The organism is Pseudomonas putida (genome assembly GCF_009883635.2).
Classification (GTDB): domain Bacteria; phylum Pseudomonadota; class Gammaproteobacteria; order Pseudomonadales; family Pseudomonadaceae; genus Aquipseudomonas; species Aquipseudomonas putida_W.
The window spans coordinates 4,974,199-4,996,092 of record NZ_CP026115.2 but is presented as its reverse complement, the minus strand read 5'-3'; the positions used below and the strand labels follow the sequence as shown (position 1 = coordinate 4,996,092).

13 protein-coding genes are annotated in these 21,894 nt (G+C 63.3%); 7 read left to right on the top strand and 6 right to left on the bottom strand.

Annotated features, from left to right (window positions below; genetic code table 11):
- Positions 1-9: 9 nt before the first annotated feature.
- Both C2H86_RS22850 and C2H86_RS22845 read right to left on the bottom strand, forming a co-directional pair.
- Complete coding sequence (locus tag C2H86_RS22850; protein WP_159409952.1) at positions 10-942, bottom strand: ABC transporter permease; 933 nt, start codon at positions 940-942, stop codon at positions 10-12.
- Entirely contained in the window at positions 939-2,522 is a 1,584-nt protein-coding gene (locus tag C2H86_RS22845) for an ABC transporter substrate-binding protein (protein WP_240349631.1), read from the bottom strand. The genes C2H86_RS22850 and C2H86_RS22845 overlap by 4 nt, the downstream gene beginning before the upstream one ends.
- Before the next feature lie 534 nt (positions 2,523-3,056).
- Here C2H86_RS22845 and C2H86_RS22840 point away from each other — a divergent pair.
- Positions 3,057-5,147, top strand: a complete 2,091-nt coding sequence (locus tag C2H86_RS22840; RefSeq protein WP_159409950.1) for a TonB-dependent receptor family protein — start codon at positions 3,057-3,059, stop codon at positions 5,145-5,147.
- A 106-nt stretch (positions 5,148-5,253) separates the two neighbouring features.
- Here the strand turns inward: C2H86_RS22840 and C2H86_RS22835 are convergent, their stop codons facing one another.
- Positions 5,254-5,877: a glutathione S-transferase family protein gene (locus C2H86_RS22835; RefSeq protein ID WP_159409949.1), complete on the bottom strand. Its 624-nt coding sequence runs from the start codon at positions 5,875-5,877 to the stop codon at positions 5,254-5,256.
- A gap of 126 nt (positions 5,878-6,003) precedes the next feature.
- Between C2H86_RS22835 and C2H86_RS22830 the strand changes: the two genes are divergently transcribed.
- The 3 genes from C2H86_RS22830 (at position 6,004) to C2H86_RS22820 (ending at position 8,738) form a co-directional block, all read left to right on the top strand.
- Entirely contained in the window at positions 6,004-6,534 is a 531-nt protein-coding gene (locus tag C2H86_RS22830) for a GNAT family N-acetyltransferase (RefSeq protein ID WP_159409948.1), read from the top strand.
- Between the two features lie 89 nt (positions 6,535-6,623).
- On the top strand, positions 6,624-7,943 hold the full coding sequence (locus C2H86_RS22825) for an NAD(P)/FAD-dependent oxidoreductase (protein WP_159409947.1): 1,320 nt from the start codon (positions 6,624-6,626) through the stop codon (positions 7,941-7,943).
- Between the two features lie 12 nt (positions 7,944-7,955).
- Complete coding sequence (locus C2H86_RS22820; protein ID WP_159409946.1) at positions 7,956-8,738, top strand: NAD(P)-binding domain-containing protein; 783 nt, start codon at positions 7,956-7,958, stop codon at positions 8,736-8,738.
- A 109-nt stretch (positions 8,739-8,847) separates the two neighbouring features.
- Here the strand turns inward: C2H86_RS22820 and C2H86_RS22815 are convergent, their stop codons facing one another.
- Positions 8,848-10,326 (bottom strand): FAD-dependent oxidoreductase, encoded by a 1,479-nt coding sequence (locus C2H86_RS22815; protein WP_159409945.1) that lies wholly within the window; start codon positions 10,324-10,326, stop codon positions 8,848-8,850.
- Between the two features lie 232 nt (positions 10,327-10,558).
- Between C2H86_RS22815 and C2H86_RS22810 the strand changes: the two genes are divergently transcribed.
- The 3 genes from C2H86_RS22810 to C2H86_RS22800 are packed head-to-tail and all read left to right on the top strand — an operon-like array spanning position 10,559 to position 12,650.
- Positions 10,559-11,938 (top strand): MFS transporter, encoded by a 1,380-nt coding sequence (locus C2H86_RS22810; protein ID WP_159409944.1) that lies wholly within the window; start codon positions 10,559-10,561, stop codon positions 11,936-11,938.
- A gap of 11 nt (positions 11,939-11,949) precedes the next feature.
- Positions 11,950-12,300 (top strand): cupin domain-containing protein, encoded by a 351-nt coding sequence (locus C2H86_RS22805; protein WP_159409943.1) that lies wholly within the window; start codon positions 11,950-11,952, stop codon positions 12,298-12,300.
- 11 nt (positions 12,301-12,311) lie between these two features.
- A complete protein-coding gene (locus C2H86_RS22800; protein ID WP_159409942.1) occupies positions 12,312-12,650 on the top strand; it encodes a RidA family protein in 339 nt (112 codons plus the stop codon).
- 106 nt (positions 12,651-12,756) lie between these two features.
- Here C2H86_RS22800 and C2H86_RS22795 read toward each other — a convergent pair whose 3' ends face one another.
- Together C2H86_RS22795 and C2H86_RS22790 are read right to left on the bottom strand one after the other, a co-directional pair.
- Positions 12,757-17,844, bottom strand: coding sequence for a SpvB/TcaC N-terminal domain-containing protein (locus tag C2H86_RS22795; protein ID WP_159409941.1), 5,088 nt, complete (start codon positions 17,842-17,844; stop codon positions 12,757-12,759).
- Positions 17,845-17,930: 86 nt separating this feature from the next.
- Positions 17,931-21,875, bottom strand: a complete 3,945-nt coding sequence (locus tag C2H86_RS22790) for a hypothetical protein (protein WP_159409940.1) — start codon at positions 21,873-21,875, stop codon at positions 17,931-17,933.
- Between the last annotated feature and the right edge of the window lie 19 nt (positions 21,876-21,894).

Genomic DNA, 21,894 nt, shown 5'->3' with positions numbered 1-21,894 from the left:
CTCTTGAATTCAGGGGCGCGCGGTGCGCGGGTCGATGGCTTGGGTCGCCAGGTCCACCAGCAGGTTGACCAGCACATAGAGGGCCGCCGCCAGCAGGGTCACGCCGAGCACCAGTGGCACATCCTTGATAGCGGTGGCGTCGAGCATCAGCCGGCCGATGCCCTGGCGGCCGAACAGCAGTTCGAGCACTACGGCACCACCGAGCAGGCTGGCAAACACGTAGCCGGCCAGGGTCACCAGCGGCACCAGGGCGTGGCGCAAGGCATGGCGCAGGCGCACGGCGGTCTCACCCATGCCGCGGGCGCGGGCCTGGGTGATGAAGGGTTGTTCCAGCACTTGCTCCAGCGACTGGCGCAGCACTTGGGCCAGCACCGCTGCGATGGGCAGCGCCAGGGCCAGGCTCGGCAACACCAGCGAGCGCCAGCCGCTTGAACCAGAGGGTGGCAGCAGGTGGAAGTAAAAGGCGAAGGCCAGCAGCAACACCGTGCCGATCACGAAGTTGGGGGCTGACGAGAGCACCAGTTCGATGCCCGACACCAGCGCGCGCAAACGGCGCCCACGGTTGGCGGTAAGCAATGCCGAAGCCAGCGCCAGCAGCACCGCCAGTACCGCCGCGCTGCTGGCCAGGGCCAGGGTCGCTCCGGCCTGTTCGGCTATCGCCTGGCCGACCGGAATACGCAGCCGGTACGACTCGCCCAGCTCGCCCTGGGCCAGGCGCAGCAGGTAATGGCCGTACTGCACCCACAAGGGCTGATCGAGGCCGTATTCGGCACGCACCTGGGCCAGCAGCGCTTCGCTCGGCATGGCATCCGGGCCGCCGAGAATCGCCAGGGCGGTGTCGCCACCGCTGTGCTGCATGCCAAGGAAGGTCAGGCTGGCTGCCGCCCACAGCACGATCACGCCGTCACGCAGGCGACGCAGCAAGGTGGCCAGCAGTTTCATGGTTGCTCCTTCGCCAGCCACACGCTGGTGAACAGGGGAACGTTGTGCGAACCGTCGAACAGCACGCCGCCGACTGCATTGCGATAGGCCAGGAGCATCTGGCTCTCCACCGAGGGCACGGCAGGCACAGTCTCGCCCAGGCGCTGCTGGGCCTGGCGATACAGTGCGCGGCGTTGTGCCGGGTCGGTGCTGCGTCGGGCGTCGCCGAGCAGCTGGTCAAGGCTGGCGTCACGGAAGTGGCCAACGTTCTGGCCGATCATCCGGGCACTGGGGATCGACTGGCTGTGGTAGAGGATGAACAGCCCGTCAGCGGTGTTGGTGTGCCAGTAGCCGCCGCCGAGGGCATCGAAATTGCCCCGGTAGCGCAGCTCCATGACCTTGCTGATCGGCAGCAGCTCGATACGCAGGTCGAAGCCGACCTTGCGCAGGTCCGCCTGGGCCGCCACCGAGACGTTGGCCGGGAACGCCGGGTTGTCGTAGGTCAGCAAGGTCGCCCCGAGGCGCTGGCCGTAACGGGTGCGGTAGCCCTCGGCATCGCGTCCGGTCCAGCCGGCGCTGTCCAGCAGGCGGCCCGCTTCGGCCGGGTCGAAGGCCAGGGCATTGCGTGCCACGGGGTCATAGCCGGGGGTGTTCACGGCGAGGAAATCGCCCTTGGCCAGGTACTCGCCGAAGCCGGAGATCCACGCCAGGCCGTCACGGTCGATGGCCTTGGCCACGGCCTGGCGCACCCGCACGTCATCGAACGGCACGCGCTCTACGTTGAAGGTGATGCTGCGCATCGGGTTGCCCTTGCGGATACGGTTGCGCAGGATCAGCTGCGGGTTGCCACGGATCGCCGTGGCGTTCTGTGCCGGGGCGTCCAGGGCCATGTCGTTGTCGGCGGCTTCCAGCGAGGTGTAGCGGATCATCGCCTCGGGGACGTAGCTCAATTCGATGCCGTCGAGGTAGGCCTCGCCCTGGTGGTTGATCGCTGCAGGCGCCCAGTCGTAGCCCGGGCGACGGGCGAAGCTGGCGCGCTGGTCACGCACCCAGCCGGTCAATACGAACGGCCCGGTGCCGATCGGCTGGCTGGCGATGGTCGCGGGCGCCTCGATGATCTGCCGTGGCGAGATCATCCCCAGCCAGGCTTGCGACAGCACATCGAGAAATGGCGCATAGGGCGCGCGCAAGGTGGCCTCGAAGGTGAATTGATCGACCACCCTGCCCTGCAGGTACGGCGCGATGTAGGCTGCCGCCAGAGGCGACTTGGTTTTCGGGTCGCGCATGTGTTCAAGGTTGACCCGTACCGCTTCTGCGTCGAAGCGCTCGCCGTCGCTGAAGGTGACGTCTTCGCGCAGGTGGAAGGTGTAGGTCAGGCCATCGGCACTGATCTCCCAGCGCTTGGCCAGCCACGGTGTGAGGGTGCCGTCCTCGGCCTGGTAGACCAGGCAATCGAACAGGATGCGGCCCATCCACTGCATGTTGCCGTTGGACAGCGCATGGATATCGAAGCTGCCAGCGTCGGTCGCTGCCGACACACGCAAGGTGCCGCCGCGCTGTCCGGCCTGCTGTTCGACGAAGTCGCTGGCTGGGTAGCGCATAACGCCGTTCACTTCGCCGACTGCTTCGCCCTTGAGGGCATTTTGGGTTTGCGGGGGCGTGGCGGGCGAGCAGGCGGCAACTAACAGCGCACTGGCCAACAGGTATACATTGAATAATCGGGAATATCGCTGCACAGCAGGCCCTTTATATAGACGGCTACATAAAGTGCTATTGCAGTTGTCGTGCCAGCCTTTTTTTCCACGTATTTACTGGACGCCAGCAACCGTCCAGACACGCCAACCAGACAAACTGCCCATCTACTGTTGGACTGCAGACAGTCAGGCATTGCAGCCCTGCGGGAGCGGGCTTACTGTTGGACTTGGATATTTGTATATAACCGGCACTGTTTAAATTCCAACACACCCACAACAAAACTTGCTGTTTCGTTCATCAGCGCACACTTTAGAACCGGTCAAAAACCCAACTTACGGCCTTTTGCCAGCTGGCACAAAAACTGCTCTAACCGATTTCGACAGGCCTGACTATTCCCATAGAACGCCGAGGACCCAAGATGACTTTCAAGGAATACAACGATGCGTGTGATTCATCCCCATCCCTTGCGCGTGGCCATCGCGGCCACGGCCCTGCTGGCCCCGGTCACGGTACTGGCCGCTGACCCGACCCTCGGCACGGTGACCGTGCAGGCCGCCAAGCAGACTGAAGTGCAACAGGCCGCCAGCGCCCTCGCCGAAGTGCCTGGCGGCACCAGCGTGGTCGACAGCGAAGAGGTCGCCAAAGGCCGTACCGCCACCTTGCAGGACACCCTCGCCTACCAGCCCGGCGTATTCGTGCAGTCTACCGGCGGCAACGACGCGGCGAAAATCTCGATCCGTGGCTCCGGTGCCAACACTTCGCCCGGCTACTTTCGCGAAGGCATCAAGTTTCTCTTCGATGGCCTGCCGCTGACCGGCCCCGGCGGCACCCCGTACGAATTCCTCAACGCCAGCGGCGTCAACTACACCGAGATACTGCGCGGCGCCAACGCCTTCCAGTACGGTGCGCTGACCCTCGGCGGCGCAGTCAACTTCGTCAACCACAGCGGTTACAGCGCCCCCGGCCTGCGCGTGCGCGCCGAAGCCGGCAGCTACCACTACCAGAAACAGAGCATCAGCTACGGCGGAGTCGAAGGCGACCTGGACTACTACCTGCAGGCCGACAACTACCGCAACGACGGCTACCGCGACTACAGCCTGTCGAAAAGCTCCGGCATCGTCGCCAACGCCGGCTACCGTTTCACCCCGAAGCTGGAAACCCGCCTGCTGCTGCGCTACCGCGACGAAACCCACAACGACCCCAGCGCCACCACCCTCGATAACGCCCTGCACCACCCGCGCCGGGCCAGCGCCACCGCCGAAAGCAGCGGCGCCGGGGCGCGCCGCCCGGGCAGCATCTGGGTCGGCAGCAAAACCACCTACACCTTCGACGACGATGCACGGCTGACTTTCGGCCTGTCGTACCACGACTACCGCCACACCAACAGCCCGCGCAGCCCGAGCAACCCCAGCTACTGGGACTGGCACGACCTCGGCCTGCTGCTGGGCTACGACCGCGTCGACTATTTGTTCGGCCATGAGAGCCGCAGCAACATCGCCTTCACCTCGACCCAGCACCTGCGCGGTGGGGTCGATTCGGCCAACGGCAACAAGGTGTCGCTCAAGCAGGTCAACTACAAGGACTCGTTCGACCGGGTAATCGCCCTGGGTAACGACATCAACCTGATCGACAACCTGTGGCTCACCAGTGGCGTGTCGTTCATCAACGTGCGGCGCAAGGTCAACATCGACTACGCGGTGAACCCCAACACCACCACCTTCCCGCAGCATGTCGACTACGACAACTGGAGCGTCGCCCCGCGCATCGGCCTGCGCTACGAGTTCAGCCCCGAGCTGCAGGTGTTCACCAACTTCAGCCGCAGCATCGACCCGCCCGCCTCCTGGGAATACTCCGGTTCCGGCCCGACCCTGCCGTACATCCGCCCGCTGGTGGAACAGAAGGCCAACACCTTCGAGGTCGGCATCAAGGGTTCGCACGGCATCTTCGACGGCAGCCTGGCGCTGTACCGTTCGTGGATCCATGACGAACTGCTGAACGTGCAGATCATCCCCGCCACCTCTACTGCAGCAGCGGTCACCGGCGCGTTCAACGCTTCGCCCACCATTCACCAGGGCGTCGAGGCCGGGCTCAACACGCGCCTGTGGGACAACCCCCAGGGCGACCTGGTCCGTTGGCGCCAGTCGTACACCTACAACGATTTCTACTACCGGCATGACGACACCTTCGGCGACAACCATCTGCCGGGCGTGCCCAAGCATATCTACCAGGGCGAGTTGCAGTACCAGGACCACAGCGGCTGGTACACCGGGGTCAACGTGCAATCGGCATCGCGTACGGCGGTGGACTACGCCAACAGCCTGTATGCGCCGTCTTACACGATCTGGGGGGCGAACCTGGGGTATGAGGCTCCGAAAGGCAACTGGAAGGTGTCGCTGGACCTGAAGAACCTGGCGAACAAGTCCTACGTGACGGCGGTGACGCCGGTGTACAACGCGCGCGGGCTGGATACCGCATCGTTCTGGCCGGGTGATGGGATCGGGGCTTATGTAGGCGTTGAGGTCCGCTACTGAAATCTGTTTTTCCTGTACCGGCCTCTTCGCGGGACAAGCCCGCTCCTACAGGTGCGACGCGGTCCTTGTAGGAGCGGGCTTGTCCCGCGAAGAGGCCGGTACAGGCTTACGCCGTCCGGGGCATCAAATCATAGGGAAGCTTCCACCCCGGCACCACCTGAATCCGCTGCTTCCACGCCTCGATATGGCTGAACTCGGTCAGCACGATCCCGGTATCCTCCGGCATGAACACATACCCTGCCAGCGACAGGTCGGCGATGGTCAGGCGCCCGCCAACCATGAACGGTGTCTTCGCCAGGTGCGCATCGACAATCCGGTACGCCGCCGTGGCCCGCTCGCGCAGAAAGCCAGTCACCTCGGTCTCACCGGTCTTCTTGAGGCATAGCAGGAACCGCAGGGCCGCGTAGTAGCTGGTGAACTTGTGGTTGTCGAACAGCATCCAGCGCCAGATCTCGCGTTTCTCGTTGTCGTCACGCGAGCCGAACTGGCCGGTGCGCTCGGCGAGGTATTCAAGAATCAGCGCCGACTGGGTGAGCCGTTGCCCGGCGTGCTCCAGCACGGGCACCTCGCCCTGCTCGTTGACCTCGTCGCGCCATTGCGGGTCGCGGGTCTGGCCGTTGAAAAAATCGACGAACACCGGTTGCCAGTCCTGGCCGGTGAGTTCGAGCATCAGCGCAGCTTTGTAGGCGTTGCCGGATTCGGCGAAGCAATGCAGCGTGTATTCGGGCATGGGCGGACCTTCAGTTTCCTTTGAATGATCGGTTTGGGCGTTCACGGCAAACCCGCGAAACGGCTCGCACAGATTACACAAAAATGTGCTTAGCTTGCCCGATCAACCCGCCCTGGAAGGCCTGTAATGCCCTACCCCGATCTGCCCCGCACCTTGTCCACGCCCCGAACCCTGGTGGTCCGCCCCGCGCCGGCGTTCGCCCAGCAATTGCGGCAGGCACTGCTCGACAGCTACGCGCTGCATGAGCCGTTCCTGGCCTGGGCCAAGCCCGACTGGACCTTGAAGGAAGTGCAGGAAACGCTGCAACTGAGCGCCGAGGAATTTCTCGACCCGGTCAAGGAAAAGCGCTATTTCGTGCTTGCTCCGGGCTCTGGGGATGTCATCGGCTGCATCGGCCTGCGCCCGGGCAATGACGAGTATGAAGTAGGCTATTGGGCAAACCAGGCCAGCAGCGGTCAGGGCCTGATGCGCGAGGCGTTGACCTGCCTGCTGGACAATGTCGATGCCCCGGTGTGGCTGACCACCGACATCGACAACCTGGCCAGCCAGCGCCTGGCCGAACATGCCGGGTTCGTCGCGGCCGGCAGCCACTTGACCGAAATTGACCCCAGCACCCCGCGGCCGCTTTACCGCCGTGCACCTGCCGGGCACAGGTGAGCCCGAACATCCCACCACCCGTCCCTCCCGTTATATGCCCGCCGCAAACCCCGATGCGATAGTGAAGAAAACAACACGGATAAAATCCCATGTACAGAAACACCTCTACCCCCGCGGACGACAACGGTTGCGGCTGGTTCCACCTCAGCCCCAAGCGCCAGCCACGCGCCGCGCACCGGGGGCGGAGCGAGGCGCGCTGGGTGGTGCTCGGCGCGGGCTTCACCGGCCTTGCCGCGGCGCGGCAACTGGCGCTTCACCACCCTGACGACGAGATCATTCTGATCGAAGCCCAGGAGGTCGGTTTCGGCGCCTCGGGGCGCAACTCCGGCTTTGCCATCGACCTGCCCCACGACATCGGCGCCCCCGACTACATCGGCGACCTGGCCACGGCGCGGATGAACCTCAAGCTCAACCTGCGCGCCCAGTCGATCCTGCGCGGGCTGATCAACCAGCACGGCATCGACTGCCAGATCCGCCCGGACGGCAAGTACCAGGCGGCGGTCGAGGACAAAGGCCTGGCCGTGCTCGAGGCCTACCGCAGCGGCCTCGACAAGCTCGGCCAACCTTATGAAATGATCGACACCCGCGACCTGCCCGAGCACTTCGGCACCGCCTTCTACCGCAAGGCGCTGTACACCCCGGGCACCCAGTTGCTGCAGCCCGCCGCGCTGGCCAAGGGCCTGGCCGAAAGCCTGCCGGGCAACGTCACGCTGTACGAAGGCACCACCATCACCCGCCTCGAACAGGGCCGGCGCATCACCCTCAAGCATGCCCACGGCGAGATCGTCGCCGACCAGCTGCTGCTGACCAACAACGCTTTCGCCTCGTACTTCGGCTTCCTGCCGGGCCGGCTGCTGCCGATCTTCACCTACGCCAGCATGACCCGTGCGCTGACCGAAGAAGAACAGGCGCGCCTGGGCGGCAAGGCGACCTGGGGCATCATTCCCGCCGACCCGTTCGGCAGTACCCTGCGGCGCACCCCGGACCAGCGCCTGCTGGTGCGCAACAGCTTCAGCTTCAATGCCAACGGCCGCGCCCAGCAGCGCTACCTGGACCGCGCCGGGCGTCAGCACCGTGAATCGTTCGAGCGGCGCTTCCCGATGCTCTCGGGCCTGCCGTTCGAGTTCACCTGGGGTGGCTCGATGTGCCTGTCGCGCAACCACCTGTCGCACTTCGGCACCCTGGCGCCGAACGTGCACGCAGCGCTCTGCTGCAATGGCCTGGGCATCACCCGTGGCACTGCCACCGGCACCCTGCTGGCCGACTGGCTGAGCGGCGAGCGTGACGAGCTGATCGACTTCCTGCTCGGCTCCGATGGCCCCAACCGCAACCCGCCGGAACCGCTGCTGAGCGTGGGGGTCAACCTGAACCTGCACTGGGGCCAGCGCCGTGCCGGCCTGGAAAGCTGACAAGGAGGCAACATGCACAGCCTGGGTATTCTCGGGGTCGGCGAGCTGACCGAAAAAGTGGTGGTCGGCCTGCGCCGCAGTGGTTTCGAGGGCGCGCTCTACCTGTCGCCACGTAACGCTCAGCGGGCCGAGGTGCTTGCTGTGGAACAAGGGTGCGAGGTGTTGTCGAGCAACCAGGCGGTGGTCGATCAGGCTGACCTGGTTATCCTCGGCGTGCGCCCGGAATCGCTGGCCCAGCTGGCCGGCGAAGTGCGCTTGCGCCCCGGCCAGCGCCTGATCTCGCTGGCGGCCGGGGTCAGCCTGGAACTGCTGGGTACGGCCTTCCCGGGTGCGCATTGCGTGCGGGTGATGCTGTCGTATGCGGCGCAGTACAACCAGTCCACCGTGGTGGTATGCCCGGCCGATGCGCTGACCGAACAGTGGCTGGGGCCCTTGGGCAACCTGGTGGTGGTGCAGGATGAGCCGGCCTTCGAGCTGGCCACGGTGGCGGCGTGCATGAATGGCTGGTTCTACTTCCTGCTGCATGACTTGCAGCAGTGGCTGACCGACAAGGGCTTGCCGGCGGCCGAAGCGCGAGCCTTGGTGCTGGGCAACCTGCAGGATTGCGTGACCAGCGCGCAGCAGCAGCCGGAGTACACCCTGAAGGCGTTGGGGCAGGCGATCGCCACGCCTGGGACCTTCACTGCCGACGGTTTGGCGGTGTTGATGCATCAGCCGGTGAGTGCCAACTGGGGGGCGGCTTGCGAGGTGGTGCTGGATGCCTTGCTGACCCGGTCGGGGTTGCCTGGGCGATAGAGGTTGCCTGGTCCGGCCTCTTCGCGGGGCAAGCCCGCTCCTACAGGATCACCACAGGCCTGTAGGAGCGGGCTTGCCCCGCGAAAGGGCCAGCGGCCTTGATGAAGATCTAAAGCTGGCGATAAACCCGGGCAGTGTCCTCTTCGAAATGCTTCAGTTCCTCCTGGCGCCGCGCCTCTGACCAGCCCATCGCCGCCGCCGCACGGTGTGACAACTGCTCCACCCGCTCGCGCCCCAGGTCCGGGTCCAGCCCCCACGGCAAACGCCGGCGCACCAGATCCACCAACCGCACCACATGCTCGCGGCCAACGATGCGGGCAATGTCCTCGCCATCGATGCGCTCGCGCTCGATCATGCCCTTGGGCGCCTTGCCCCGCTTGCCCAGGCGCGCCTCTACGCCACGGGCGATCACCCGCGCGGCATGGCGGTGGAGCATGATGGTCGAGCCGGTCAGGGTCAGCAGATCGGGCTTGCCGGCCGCCTCGCTCAGGCGCACCGGCAAGTAGGTGCTGCGGCCATCCAGGGTCGAGGTCGGGCGCACGCCGCACCAGCAGTGCTGCACATCGGCGCGGGTCAGTTGCAGGTCGGGGAACAGGTGATTGGCTTCGGCCAGGATGTAGTCGATCTCGCCGTCCTCGACGCGCACCGTGTCCGGGTCGTCGGTGAAGTGCGACTCGGTCGGGCCGATGAAGTGGAATTCACGCCAGGGGAACACGTAGTAAGGCTCGCCCTTGCTGGAGAACGCTTCGAGGCCTTGGCCACGGTAGGCCTCTGGCAGCCTCACCATCACATTGACGCCCTTGATGCCGAGCACCCGCGGGCCACGGTCGGCCGCACCGGCCACACGATCGACCCAGGGCCCGGCGGCGTTGATCACCACCTTGGCCGTGACGTGCGCCTGGCCGAGCGCCTCGGGGGCCTGCTCGTCCAGGGTCAGTTGCCACTGACCCTCGCTGCGCTGCAGCTGACTGACGCGGGTATAGGTGCGCACCGTCGCGCCGCGCCATTGCGCGTCCAGCGCGGTATCGACGCAGATGCGCTCGGGCCAGGCGTACATGTATTCCTCGAACACCCCCACGCCACGCAACGGGCCGCCCAGGCCGGCAGCCATGGCACTGTCGCTGGCCGCCTGCTGGGCCGAGTGGCGGCGGTAGGCCAGGGGTACCTTCCAGCCACCGAGCGCCTCGACCAGGCGAAAGCCCATGTCCACCAGCCATGGCGGGTAGCGGTCGCCCTTGCGGAACGGGTAGTGGAAACGGTGCTTGGTCAGGTGCCCGGGCATGTCCTTGACCAACTCGGCGCGGCAGCGCATCACCTCGCGGGTGTAGCGCAGGCGCTGCCACATGTCGAGCGGGCGAAACGGGATCTGCCACAGCGGGTAGCGCGTGGCCAGGTAGCCCAGGCCCGAATAGAGCATGCGGCTGGAGCGCGACGAGGTGCCGGCGCCGATGTCGCCACGGTCGACCAGCAGGGTACGGAAGTTGCGCGCGGCCAGTTGCCGGGCGGCGGCACAGCCGACCGCACCGGCGCCGATGACCACCACGTCGTAGTGGTCGCCGTCGAGGGATTCCAGGGGAGGACGGATCATGAGTTCGGTTCCAGGTTCTTGTGATTGTTCTGCAGCGAAAAACCAAGCCACCTGCACACAGTAGAAAAGCCCCCACCCTCGCCTCTAGAACATCCAGGACAACTTGCATAAGCCCTGAGCAAGCCCCGCCAGCGCATCCCATGACTCGTCCCAGCCGTTATATGGAGCCCCGCGAAGCCAGTGCCATAGTGCCGCGACGCTGATGCGTGAATAACAACAAGAGGTAAGTTGAATGACCACATCCAAACGCTCTGTCGAAGATGCTCCGCTCAATGCCTTCCATCGCAAACTGACCGTCTACTCCGCAGGCGGGCCGTTCCTCGATGGCTATGTGCTGAGTATCATCGGCGTGGCCATGCTGCAGATCACCAACGCCTTGCAGCTGTCGGCCTTCTGGGAAGGCCTGATCGCGGCTTCGGCACTGATTGGGGTGTTCCTCGGCGGTTTCATCGGTGGCTGGTTCACCGACAAGTACGGGCGCAAGGTGCTGTACCTGGTGGACCTGATCGCCATCGTCGGATTCTCGGTGGCGCAGTTCTGGGTCGAGTCAGCCTGGGCGCTGTTCGCCTGGCGCTTGCTGATCGGTGTCGCGGTCGGTGCCGACTATCCGATCGCCACGTCGCTGCTGGCCGAGTTCCTCCCGCGCAAGCAGCGCGGCCCGCTGCTGGCAGCCATGGTGCTGATGTGGTTTGCCGGTGCTGCCGTAGCCTACGTGGTCGGCGAGTTGCTGCTGCGCGTGGGCGGTGACGACGGCTGGCGCTGGGTGCTGGCCAGTGCGCTGGTGCCGGGAGCACTGTTCCTGATTGCCCGCAGCGGCACGCCGGAATCGCCACGCTGGTTGCTGAGCAAGGGCCGCAAGGCCGAAGCCGACGCGGTCATCAAGAAGGTCTACGGCCCGGACTACTCGATTGCCGACCTGCCTGAGCAGAGCAGCGGCAAACCGGTGTCGCTGTGGTCGCTGTTCCACTCCGGCTACGGCAAGCGCATGGCCTTCGTCACGCTGTTCTGGACCTGCGCCATCGTGCCCCTGTTCGCCATTTATGCCTTCGCACCGAAGGTGCTGCAGGCGCTGAAACTGACCGGCGACTGGGCCGCCTACGGCTCGATCGCCATCACCTTCCTGTTCACCCTCGGCTGCCTGTTGGCGACCCTGCTGATCAACCGCCTGGGCCGGCGCAAGATGCTGATCCACAGCTTCCTCTGGTCGGGTTTGTCGCTGGTGCTGCTGGGCGTGTTCCCCGAAGCGTCGCCAACCACCGTGCTGGTCCTGTTCGGCGCCTATGCGGTGCTGATCGGCGGTGCTCAGGTGCTGGAATACGTGTACCCCAACGAACTGTTCCCTACCGAGATCCGTGCCTCTGCTGTAGGCCTGGCCACGTCGCTGTCGCGCATTGGCGCCGCCGTGGGCACCTACCTGGTGCCGATCTCCCTGGCCAGTTATGGCGTGGCCAACACCATGTTCGCCGCTGCGCTGATCTCGCTGTTCGGTGCGCTGATTTCCTGGTGGCTGGCCCCCGAAACCAGCAAGCTCGACCTGCAGCAGGCCGCTGCCCTCGGCGGGCAAGCCGCATCGGCTTCGCCAACCTATAAATCTGTCGCTCGTAAAGCCTGAAGGAACCCGTCATGAGCCAAGTCCTTACTGTTGTCCGCAATGCCCCTGCCTCGCTGCTGGGCGAGCCGGCCCCTGCCCGCCTGCCGATTGGCGAACCTGTCGCCCATGCCGCGTCTGCCCAGGACCAGACCGATCAAGCGGTGGGCGCCAGCATCGGCGTGTGGGAAAGCAGCCCGGGGGTATTCCGCCGCTTCCTCAAGAACCGCGAGTTCAGCCATATCGTCAGCGGTCGTTGCACCTTCACCCCTGATGGTGGCGAACCGGTGGAGCTGCGTGCCGGCGATGCGGTGCTGTTTCCGGAAAACTGCGAGGGCGTGTGGCATATCCACGAAACCCTGCGCAAGACCTACGTGCTGTTCTGAGGAGCCGGCAGATGATCGAACGGATCAACCCTGGCCCACGGGCCAGCCAGATGGTGCTGGTGGATGGGCGCATCGAGACTTCGGGGATCGTTGCGCTGGAATCGGGTGATATCGCTGCCCAGACCCGCTGTGTGCTGGCGCAGCTGGAGCAATGGCTGGCGCAGATCGGGGCAGGCAAGCAGCACCTTACGCGCATGCAGATCTGGCTGGCGGACATGGGCGAGTTTGCGGCCATGAACGAGGTGTATGACGCCTGGGTGGGGAGTCAGCCGCCAGTGCGGGCGTGTGTGGGTGCTGCGTTGGCGACGCCTGAATATCGGATCGAGATTCAGGCTTTCGGGCAGCTTTGAGATTCCCGGGGCCGCTTGCGGCCCCTTGTTACTACCTGACCAAAACTCCGGCGTGCCGTCATGCTGGAGGGCTAACGAGGTGACTACCATAGAGGGCCTCCTGCCTTCAGTGCAACGTCCGCCTGGCCCTGGCCCGCGCCAGCTCGATCACCTCGGCCCAAGTGTCGTTCTCGTCCTCCGACACGGTGAACCACGGGTACACCTGCACCCGCCGTTCGTAGTTGGCCCACTCACCTTCCACATCTTCGCCATTGGCGCACACCACCTTGTACTCACGGCCCAGGGCATCGTAGTAGTGGGTGTCGGCGTAGATGCCCTCGCGCGCGCTGTCGTCGCTGACCCAACGCCAGTCGTCCAGATAGAACGGTAGCCACACGCGCACCGCCTGGCCTTTGTTGTCGAACTCGGTCTTGCCGGTCACCGCCCAGCGCACCTCGGTGTCGCGGGTGACGGCCTGCTGCTTGTCGTCGGTCTCCAACCCACCCTTTTCAGTCCGCACAAAGGCTTCGCCCGGCGGGTTGAGAATGGCGGTCTGCAAGATCTGGCCACCGCCGTTGAGCACCACCTTGACCCTGACCTGCTGTTCGGGATCGCTGTCATAGCGGTCGGTCTGGATCTGGATCACATGGGGCGGCGTGCGCCCATCCATGATCGATGGCACGGCCAGCCCATCACGGCTCAGGTGCCGGGCAACGCGGCGCCAGGCCATTTCGCCACACCGTCGTGTGCCATCGACACTGCCATCGGCGTTCAGCGCCAGCGGCATCCAGCTGTCGGCGATGACGGTGAACGCCTGGGCCACCGGGACCTTCTTGCTCAGGTTCAGCGCAACCGCAGCTTCGACCGAGACAGGTGGGTCGAAGGGCACCTCCGGGGTGTAGCCGCTCATCACCGCTTCATCACTGCCACCAGGCGTCTCGGTGCCGTAGAAGCGCGTATGCCGTACCCGGCCGAGGGCATCAAGCTCGACGGTGCTGGTGTTGTCGTTGGCGTCCTTGATCTGGATCGGCATGAGAAAACGCCAGTCATGCGCCTCGACCGTCGTGGTCAGGCCTGCAGCGTCGGTGACCAGGCGCAGCGCCAGGCCATGGGCGGTGTATTCCAGCTGGATGGGCCCGGTGACCGTGTTCTCCTGTACCGTCCTGGCCAGCCAGAACTGCGCGGCACCGTGGTAGAGGCTGATACCGTGGTGCCCGCAATAGGCCTCCTCGACCAAGGGTTCGCCCAGGATACCCGGCGTACCGATACCCTCCGGGTCGTGGGGGTCGGCCAGCTCCGGCGCATCAGGAGCGCGATGCATGGCAACATAGCCACCGCGCTTGAGCAGCTCAGCCAGCGATTCGGCTTGCACGCGGCTGTTCAGCAACGTCTGGACTGCACCCAGCCAGGCTTGGTTGGCCTGCGGCAATTGCACGTCATCGACACGTGGTTGCAAGGCGTTCAGTACAGCACGCCAGAACACAGATGAGGCATTGGCGCGACCCAGGGCTTCATCGACCTTGCCGTGCAACAGGGCCAGGTCCGTGCTGCCTTCTTCCTCATAGCTGGCAAACCAGGTCAGCACCGCCCACAGCGCCGTATCCGCTACGCGGCTTTGCTTGTATACCGCTTCTTGCAGGCCGTCGGGCAAGTGAGCCGGGTCGGCATAGAGCAGACGCAGGCGTAGTGCATCCACCGAAATCACCGATTTCAAGGCTTCACGCAATATGCCACTGGCGGCTTGATCGTCTGGCGCAGTCTTCAGGTAAGCGAGCAACACCGGATAAAGCGACTCATCCTTATCCAGGGCTGGCAAGCGCTGGCGCACCCGCTGCAAGACCTCCGGGTGGTTGTCAGGCGCCTTGAGTGCTTGCTCCACCAGGTCCTGCAAGGTCTGCTCGAAGGTGGGGCGCAAGACATCCAGCGAGGCCTTGTCGAGCATCGCGGTGCGGGTATAGGCCACCAACGCCTGGGGTGACGGCATGTTGGCGACACCGCTGCCGTCGGCATCGCGCCAGACCACTTTCTCGTAGCCGGCCAGGGTGGTCTTGCCCGGGTCGGCCAGCGGCAGCCCGTTTTCCAGCAGGTACTCAAGGGTGAAACCAGCGGCCGGCTCATCGCTGAGCGCAAGGCGCACCACATCCTTGCGCTGGGTATCGGGCAAGCCGATCACCCAGCTGTCGTCGTCGACCAGATTGTGCACCGTGGTGCGCGTAAGGTTGACCCAGCAATCGTATTGCTGGGGATCGCAACTGGCGGTGATCAGCCCTTCCGGCAGCGACTTCGGATAGATCGCCCGGTCTCGCTCTTCTGCCTCGAGTGCCTCAGGCGAGAGGCGCCGCGGGTAATGGATGCTGACGCTCTCCAGCACCGTGCCGTAGGCATCCTGGCGCAGCACGATGTCCTGCTTGATCTGCGGGTCTTCGGATATGCGTTCGCAGCTAACCGTCAGGGCCTGAACGGGCGTCACCAGCGCCGCCGGGCGCTGTGGGTCGGCCGTCGCACAGGCGCGCACCTGCAAACGTGGCCGCGCCACGCTGTAGGGCCGGTCGGCGCGCTCATGGCCGTCCTCACCGTAGACTTCCACGCGCATCAGCTGCCCGCGCAGGGCGCGGAACAACCAGGCACGCTCGGCCGGCTCGGGCTCGAACGCCTGCTCACCTTCTGCCTGCCACTGGGTGAAGCGCACCGCGCCAGGGTCGAAGCCGTGCTCGGCCTCGGTATGGGCCCCTTGGGCAAATTGATCATGCGCTTCGATGCCGGAATGGAACCAGCTGCACGTGCGCGCAGGCGGCGACAGGTGCGCGGCGCCCTTGCTGGCCAGTGCATGGGTATCGGTCTGCAGCAACCGGGTGAAACCCGCGAACTCGCGCTCTTTGCCGTCCCATATCCCCCCCAGGTAAGTGGTCTGGCTGCCCAGGCACAAGCCGGTGGTGTCGTTGTAGCGGGTGATCTGGCTGACCGTGTGCACCGGGAACGGCAGGTAACTGACCGGGGTCTTGCCGGTGGCTGCGATCACCGCCGCCTTCTCGTCCAGCCAGGCCTGCGCCGAGCTGCGATAGGCCAGCTGCGTACGGCCACCGGCGTTGTCCACCACGGTGTCCAGCAACCAGGGGCGCTTTTCGTTGAAGCGGTACAGCCAGCTGCACGGTCGCAGGCCCGGGCCATGATGAGGGCTGGTAAGCAGCAGGTCCGCCGTGCCCTGGCCGAGCATGTCCGCGACCTGCAGGAAACAGGTCGCATCCAGCGTCACCCCGTGTGGTGCGGGGATGAGAGCGCCCTCCTGGTAGCGGTTGCCGCTTTGGCTGACGAACACCCGAATGCCATCAGGCTGCAGATAAAGGATATCGGTGGTACCGGCGCCATCGGTGTCGGCCAGGAACACCCTTGAGGCATTGAAGTCTTCGACTTCGAAGCCAGGGATCGCGATGGCGTCGGCGAAACGGCCATAGCCAAGTGAAGGCCACAGGGTCACCCCCTCGCCCGTGATGCGCATCAGGTGGGCCTGGCCACTGCCGGCGGGGTCGGCGAAAGCGACCAGCTGGCGCTCGGAAGGCTCAACGGAAGGCAATGGCTCGCTGCCTTCGTTCGTGAGCGCGGCCAACCAACCTGCGGTGCCGTTCGAGGGGTAAAGGCGCACACTCTTTGGCCCCAGGGCACGCAACAGCACGACATCCTGTTGACTATCGCCGGTCAGGTCGGTCATCAGCGCCTGGGGGTGATCAAACTCGGTCGGCAAGGCGCTCAAAGGCACAAGGCCGCCCCAGGTGCCATCGGGGGCCAGGGTGAAGCTGCCGCACAAGCCCGCGGTGACCAGCCACTCCGGGCGACCATCGCCGTCCAGGTCCATCAGCCTGCCAGTCGTGCTGTCTGGTTGAATCCGCAGGGGTTGAGGCTTGCCCCAGGTGATCGCGTCCTGTTCGCCGCCTTTGCGCCGTTGCGGTGCCCGGTAGTGCCAGGCGCCCTGATCGAGGTACAGCAGGCCGGGGATCCCTTCACCATACAGGTCCGCCAATTGCCAGGCCGGCGACCAGAAACCGTCCAGTTCCTCCAGCGCCTGCCAAGCCGGCTCGTTACGGCCTGGCCGGCTCAGCTCGAACTCCAGCGGCGGCATGTGGCTGCTGGTTTCATGCGTAACCTGTTGCGCCGACGCCAGCACACTGGTGACCGCACTGCTGTCGTAATCCAGGTGCACGCGGGCCACCAGGGTGGGTGTGTCGTCGCCCTCACCTTTCATGCGTGCAGTGCGGTGCCAGAGCAACACGTCGCGGCACAGGCGGCGAACGCGCACGTTGAAGCCGTAGCGCCAGAACGAGAAACGGTCCTCGCGCAGCGGCCAGGGTTTTTGGGGATCGAGCGGTGGCGGTGTGCCGGGGTTGGCGCCGCGTTCGCCGTAGTCGAACAGGGTGAAGCTGAGGAAGTCGCTTTCCTCGAAGGCGCCCTGCGGGATCAGCAAGGCGGTCGAGGGTGTGACATTCATGGCATGCACTGACGCGGGGTAGACGTGAGTGACCACGGGGTGGGCCGCCAGCTCATCGTCGCTGCAGCCCTCGGCATCCTCACCGCGATAGCGATACACCACATGCTCGCCCCGGGCGGAAACCGTCTCTTCGAGGTACCAGCAGGCGACATGCCCGGCCTGGGCCGGGTCTTGCAGCCGGGCCGACGGCGACCAGCCGTACAACGACAAGCTGCCGTCACCGGGGTAGTGCAGCCAGAAGCCCGCCGGCTGGTCGCCAGCGTCCTCCACCCAGTGCTCCAGGCGCTCCGCCGCGCTGCCACGGCGCGACTGCCACGGCGTCACGGTGTAGTTTCCCGGGGTATCGGCCAACGGCAAGCGGCTGGCCTGGCGAGGCGCGCCTGCACGCAGGATCTCCTCGCCCGACGGGCCGGCCAGGCGGTCGCTGGCGTCGTACTTCGGGAAGCCGAAACGGGTCATGCGCACCACGGCCGGCAACGCGCAGTCCCAGCCGGCGCCGAACGCGCCATTGCCGCCGCCGGAGGAGTACTGCAGGGTCAGTTCGGCGGACAGGGCGCGGCCTGCTGGCGAGGGCAGCGGCAGTTGCCAACCGGCGGCGCCGTCCGGGCCACCGGCGCTGAGCATGCCGCCGCCGATGGAGACGGTGCCGCCGCCTTTGGGTAGCGAAGGCGAAGAGAAAAACGGAGTGCGGCTCTCATCTGGCGATGGGGTTGAGGAAGATGATGGTTCAAACATTGAAACACTCCATTCAACTAGTGACTACCACTCCTACACTTACCTTTTCGCCAAGCCAAAGCCAGCCCTCGGCGTGTCCTGAAGTGTCAACCGGTATACTTGACTCGTAAAAATGCCTTGTCCGAAAAATTGACCGACTGCCCATCGATAGAAAAAGAGAAATTAATAGTCCAGGTCCTGATCCTCCATATATCTGAAGCCACCGAGTAAGAGACGCTCCCGCCAAACACACGAGGAGCAGCAGGTAATATATAAATTTTATCTTGCTCCCCTTCGACGGTGTAACTTATTTTGCAGTCATTCCCCGTGAGCGCCGACGAGACAGCCTCTATAGCCAACGCCTTCTGGGCATTAAACATTGCCTCCGAACCCCACTGATCAGCAGGGATAAGCTGCCCTCCAAAACGAATGCGAATCTCATCCTTCGCAGACTTTGAGTGGACCCTGTAGGAGACAGATTTGCCGTTTCCGCGCATGAATTTCGACATCACACTGATACTTCGTTTACCACTATTAGTGCCAGAGGCAGTCACCTGCCACGCCGCACTTCCCGCCGAAGTCATTTTAATTCTCTGACCAACCTGAGGTGCGGTTGCCAGGCAATCAACATTACCCGATGCATCGAGAAAAAGTTCATCTCCCAATTCAATCAATGGACTGCTAGCTGACCACTTCACCACGAAAGAACTGGTATCTGACTCGCCTCGTACCATCAGCTTATTTGAGGAACCCGGGTCCACCAAGGTTAATTCGTCCGCCGGATTACTGGATATCAGGAAGCATTTAGGCACATCCAGCACGCCTTGCAGTCCTTCAACCTTGACCTCTATCCCAAACTTCCCACTCTTGCCGGATGTATTCAATCTCCATTTTAACCCCTTTTCTGTCATAGGCTGCGACGTATTGAATGCCGGGGTAAATGAAACGTCGGATTGCGCTAAGCCTCCAGCGCTCTTGAACGTCAAGGTCCCGCTAAAATTGGTTGCTTTCCCGAGTGGGCTACCCGGCTTGGGTTGCAGCATCAAGTCGTCATATCCGTAATCTCTATAAAGCACAAAAGGCGCTGACCACACATTTCCACTCAGCCTGAGTTCCGCTTCATCCGCCAGCAATTTGGAAAGGACTATCCCCACTTCCAACTTCAGCGACCCGGAAAACTTGCCCACACTTATCTCTAATGCAAAAGCGCCACTGACATCCGCCGGTAACAAGCTCCACTTGCTCCCTGACACTGCAATGGGCTGTGGCTCCTTGTAGTTTGGTGTTGCAGGCAACTGTGCCTGCGTAATACCACCTGCGACCGGAACGAACATCAGCGTGGCTTTGAGCGCACTTCCCGCCAATGGGCTGCCACTTTTGGGCACAAGCCGGACCTCCCCAGACGTCTTACGCCAGAAATGCCCCACTCCGCCAGCGCTGGAACCTGTGACTTGAAGTTCAGCCTCTTCACTCAAGTCTTCCGCTAGAACCAGGCAATCCTTGATGATCAACCCTTGATCGCGGAACCCTCTCATGTACAGCTGCAAATCAAATTTTCTACTTGAGTCAGGGGCGGTCACCTCCCATTTCAGGCCATTGGGTGTTATCTCTCGCTCGACCGATACTTCGGGCTCAGAAGGCAGGGAGGTGCCTGACCACCCTTTCAAGCGGGAAAGACCGAGAGGGCTGCCGGTTTTGGGTACGAGTTCGACTTTGTAAGTCTTTTTCCGATTGAACACCACCGTGTCGTCGGGTACCGAACCCTCAATCTTAATATCGGCCTCATCGCTGAGCGTAGTCGACATCAGCAGTGCCTTTCCGACGTCTAGCCGTAATGGCCAGTTGAAATCCTTTACAGAAATCTCAAACCCAAAGGTGCCACTGACATCGCCCCCTGTTAGCACCCAGGTTAGTTTTCCATCGGATGTCAATGGGTTCAAACTGCCGAACCCAGGCTGAGCGGACATGTTCGCCTGCTTGACAGTGCCATCAAGAAACTCCATGACCCCCTTGAATCCAAGCCCCGTCAACGGACTACCATCCTTCACAGCGACAGTGACCAGTTGATAGACCTTACGCTCAAATAACATCGGCGACTGAAGTAACTGTATCTCGGCCTCATCGTTCAAGTTTTTCGACAGCAAGACGGCTTTCGACACAACCCACGGCTTGGTGAAACCTTCGACATGAATCTCCAGGCCAAAGACCCCGCTGGATGCCGCCCATCCCGTCAACGACCATTGCAAGCCCGCTGCCATCAAGGAACGCTTAGCCTCATAGGCCGGAGACGCAGGTATGCTGCTTTGCTCCAGGTTGACTTTGACGAATCTCAACCAGGTTTCAAGCCCAAGGTCAGCCAAAGGACTTTCCTTTTTGGGCAAGAGGGCGACGCTTCCGGCCTGTGTACGCCAGAACAGTGGTGCACCGCTCGGGGTGGCATCCGATACTGTCAGGTCAGCCTCATCCGACAGGTTTTGCGACATCTGCACACCTTTCAAAACGAATGGCGCGCTCAAGCCTGTCGCTTTGGCCTCGAAGGTAAAAAGTCCGCTGGTGCTTCCCCCCTCTATCAGCCATTCCAAGCCACTTTCAGGCATTTTTCGCGCTGTTGAAGGCTCAAAACTGATGCCCAGCTTCCCAGCACTGTCCCCCGGTGAAGCCAGCATCACATCCCGGCCAATAAAGAAGTTCCCCGGGATCGCCTTGGGTTTTAAAACCAGCTTGCGCGCCTTGTCGCCGCGACTCAGGTGCAGCCCGAGGTTCTTGAGGTCCACCTCCTTGCCATCAAGCAACACCTGAACCTGATCCAACCAAGGGCTGGTGGTGAACACCCTCAGGTTTTTGACCTGCCGACTGGCCTCGCCCAATTCATTCTTGACAATTGCCGTGATCTCGGCCTGATTGGCATCCCCCTCGTCCCCCTTCTCGGGCTTGTAATCAATCTGCGACTGCCCTTGCTGATCGACGGGGACCGTGCCGAGCAAACGGCCATTGACCCACCACTCGACCGGGATCTTCTCCACTTTTCGCTCAGGTGCGAAATGGTTGGACACGGTAGTGGTGAGCGTCGCCTTGTTGGCGCTCTCGTCGTCGATGATCAGCGCGCTATCGCCCCCCACGATCGCGCTCAAGTCATTTACGTAGTCGCCAACACTCGCAGCAACCTCCCGTATCTCCGCTTGCCAATAGCTACTGATGCCTAGCGCTAAAACGCCTGAGTTCGTGTCCGGTTTGGCGGTAGAAGACACCAACCAGGCCGTGGCGTCCTCGAGTTGCTGGAAGCTTTCTTCATCCGGTGCTCCCCGGTTAAAGGGTGGATTTGCCTGTAATGCGTATTCACGGGGCAACGTCTCGCCATGCCAGCTCAAGCTCGCTTTCTGGTGCAGCCAACTGTCAGTCTCTACCTCTGAAATGCCAAACCGATGCACTGCCCCATGACAGAACTTGTAAGGGGGGGCTGTCTGCTCGATTTTCAAACCGTCCGGATCAACGACCAGCCTCAGCGTGGCGGCCAACGCGGGTAAGCGCACATCCAGATCGGTATTGCGCAAATTCAGGCGATTGCTGCCTTTGCCCGCAATGAATTTGATGCGAATAACTTTGATCGTGCTGGCCAGATCCTTGATACGCAGCAAGGGCAAGGTGGTCCAGTTCACCAGTGCGTCAGACGCCTCCGACTCCTCCGGCTGGATCCCTTCCATTGCACGTGAATGCAGCAGGTTCCCTGGTTCATCACCGGTGATGTCATAGACATGCAGCCAGCAGTCAGTCAGGCGGCCGGTATCGTACTCGCAGCCCAGCCAATAATCGGGCCGGCCATTCTCGACTGGGTTTGCCGTCACCGGCAAGGTGATGTCTTGCCAGAGAGACGCCCCGGGCGCCAGCCCCACATAAGGGTGGCCGTCTTCCTCGTAATGTTCGTAGTCGCCCTCGACCTGCCAGGACTTGCCCTTACCAATACTGCCAAGTGGGAAAGAGGGTTCCTTGACCAGATCATGGCTCTTGGACTCCTGCGCTTTGCTGCCTGCACCCGGTTCGTTACGTTTGACCATGATCATCTCCAGCCTGAGG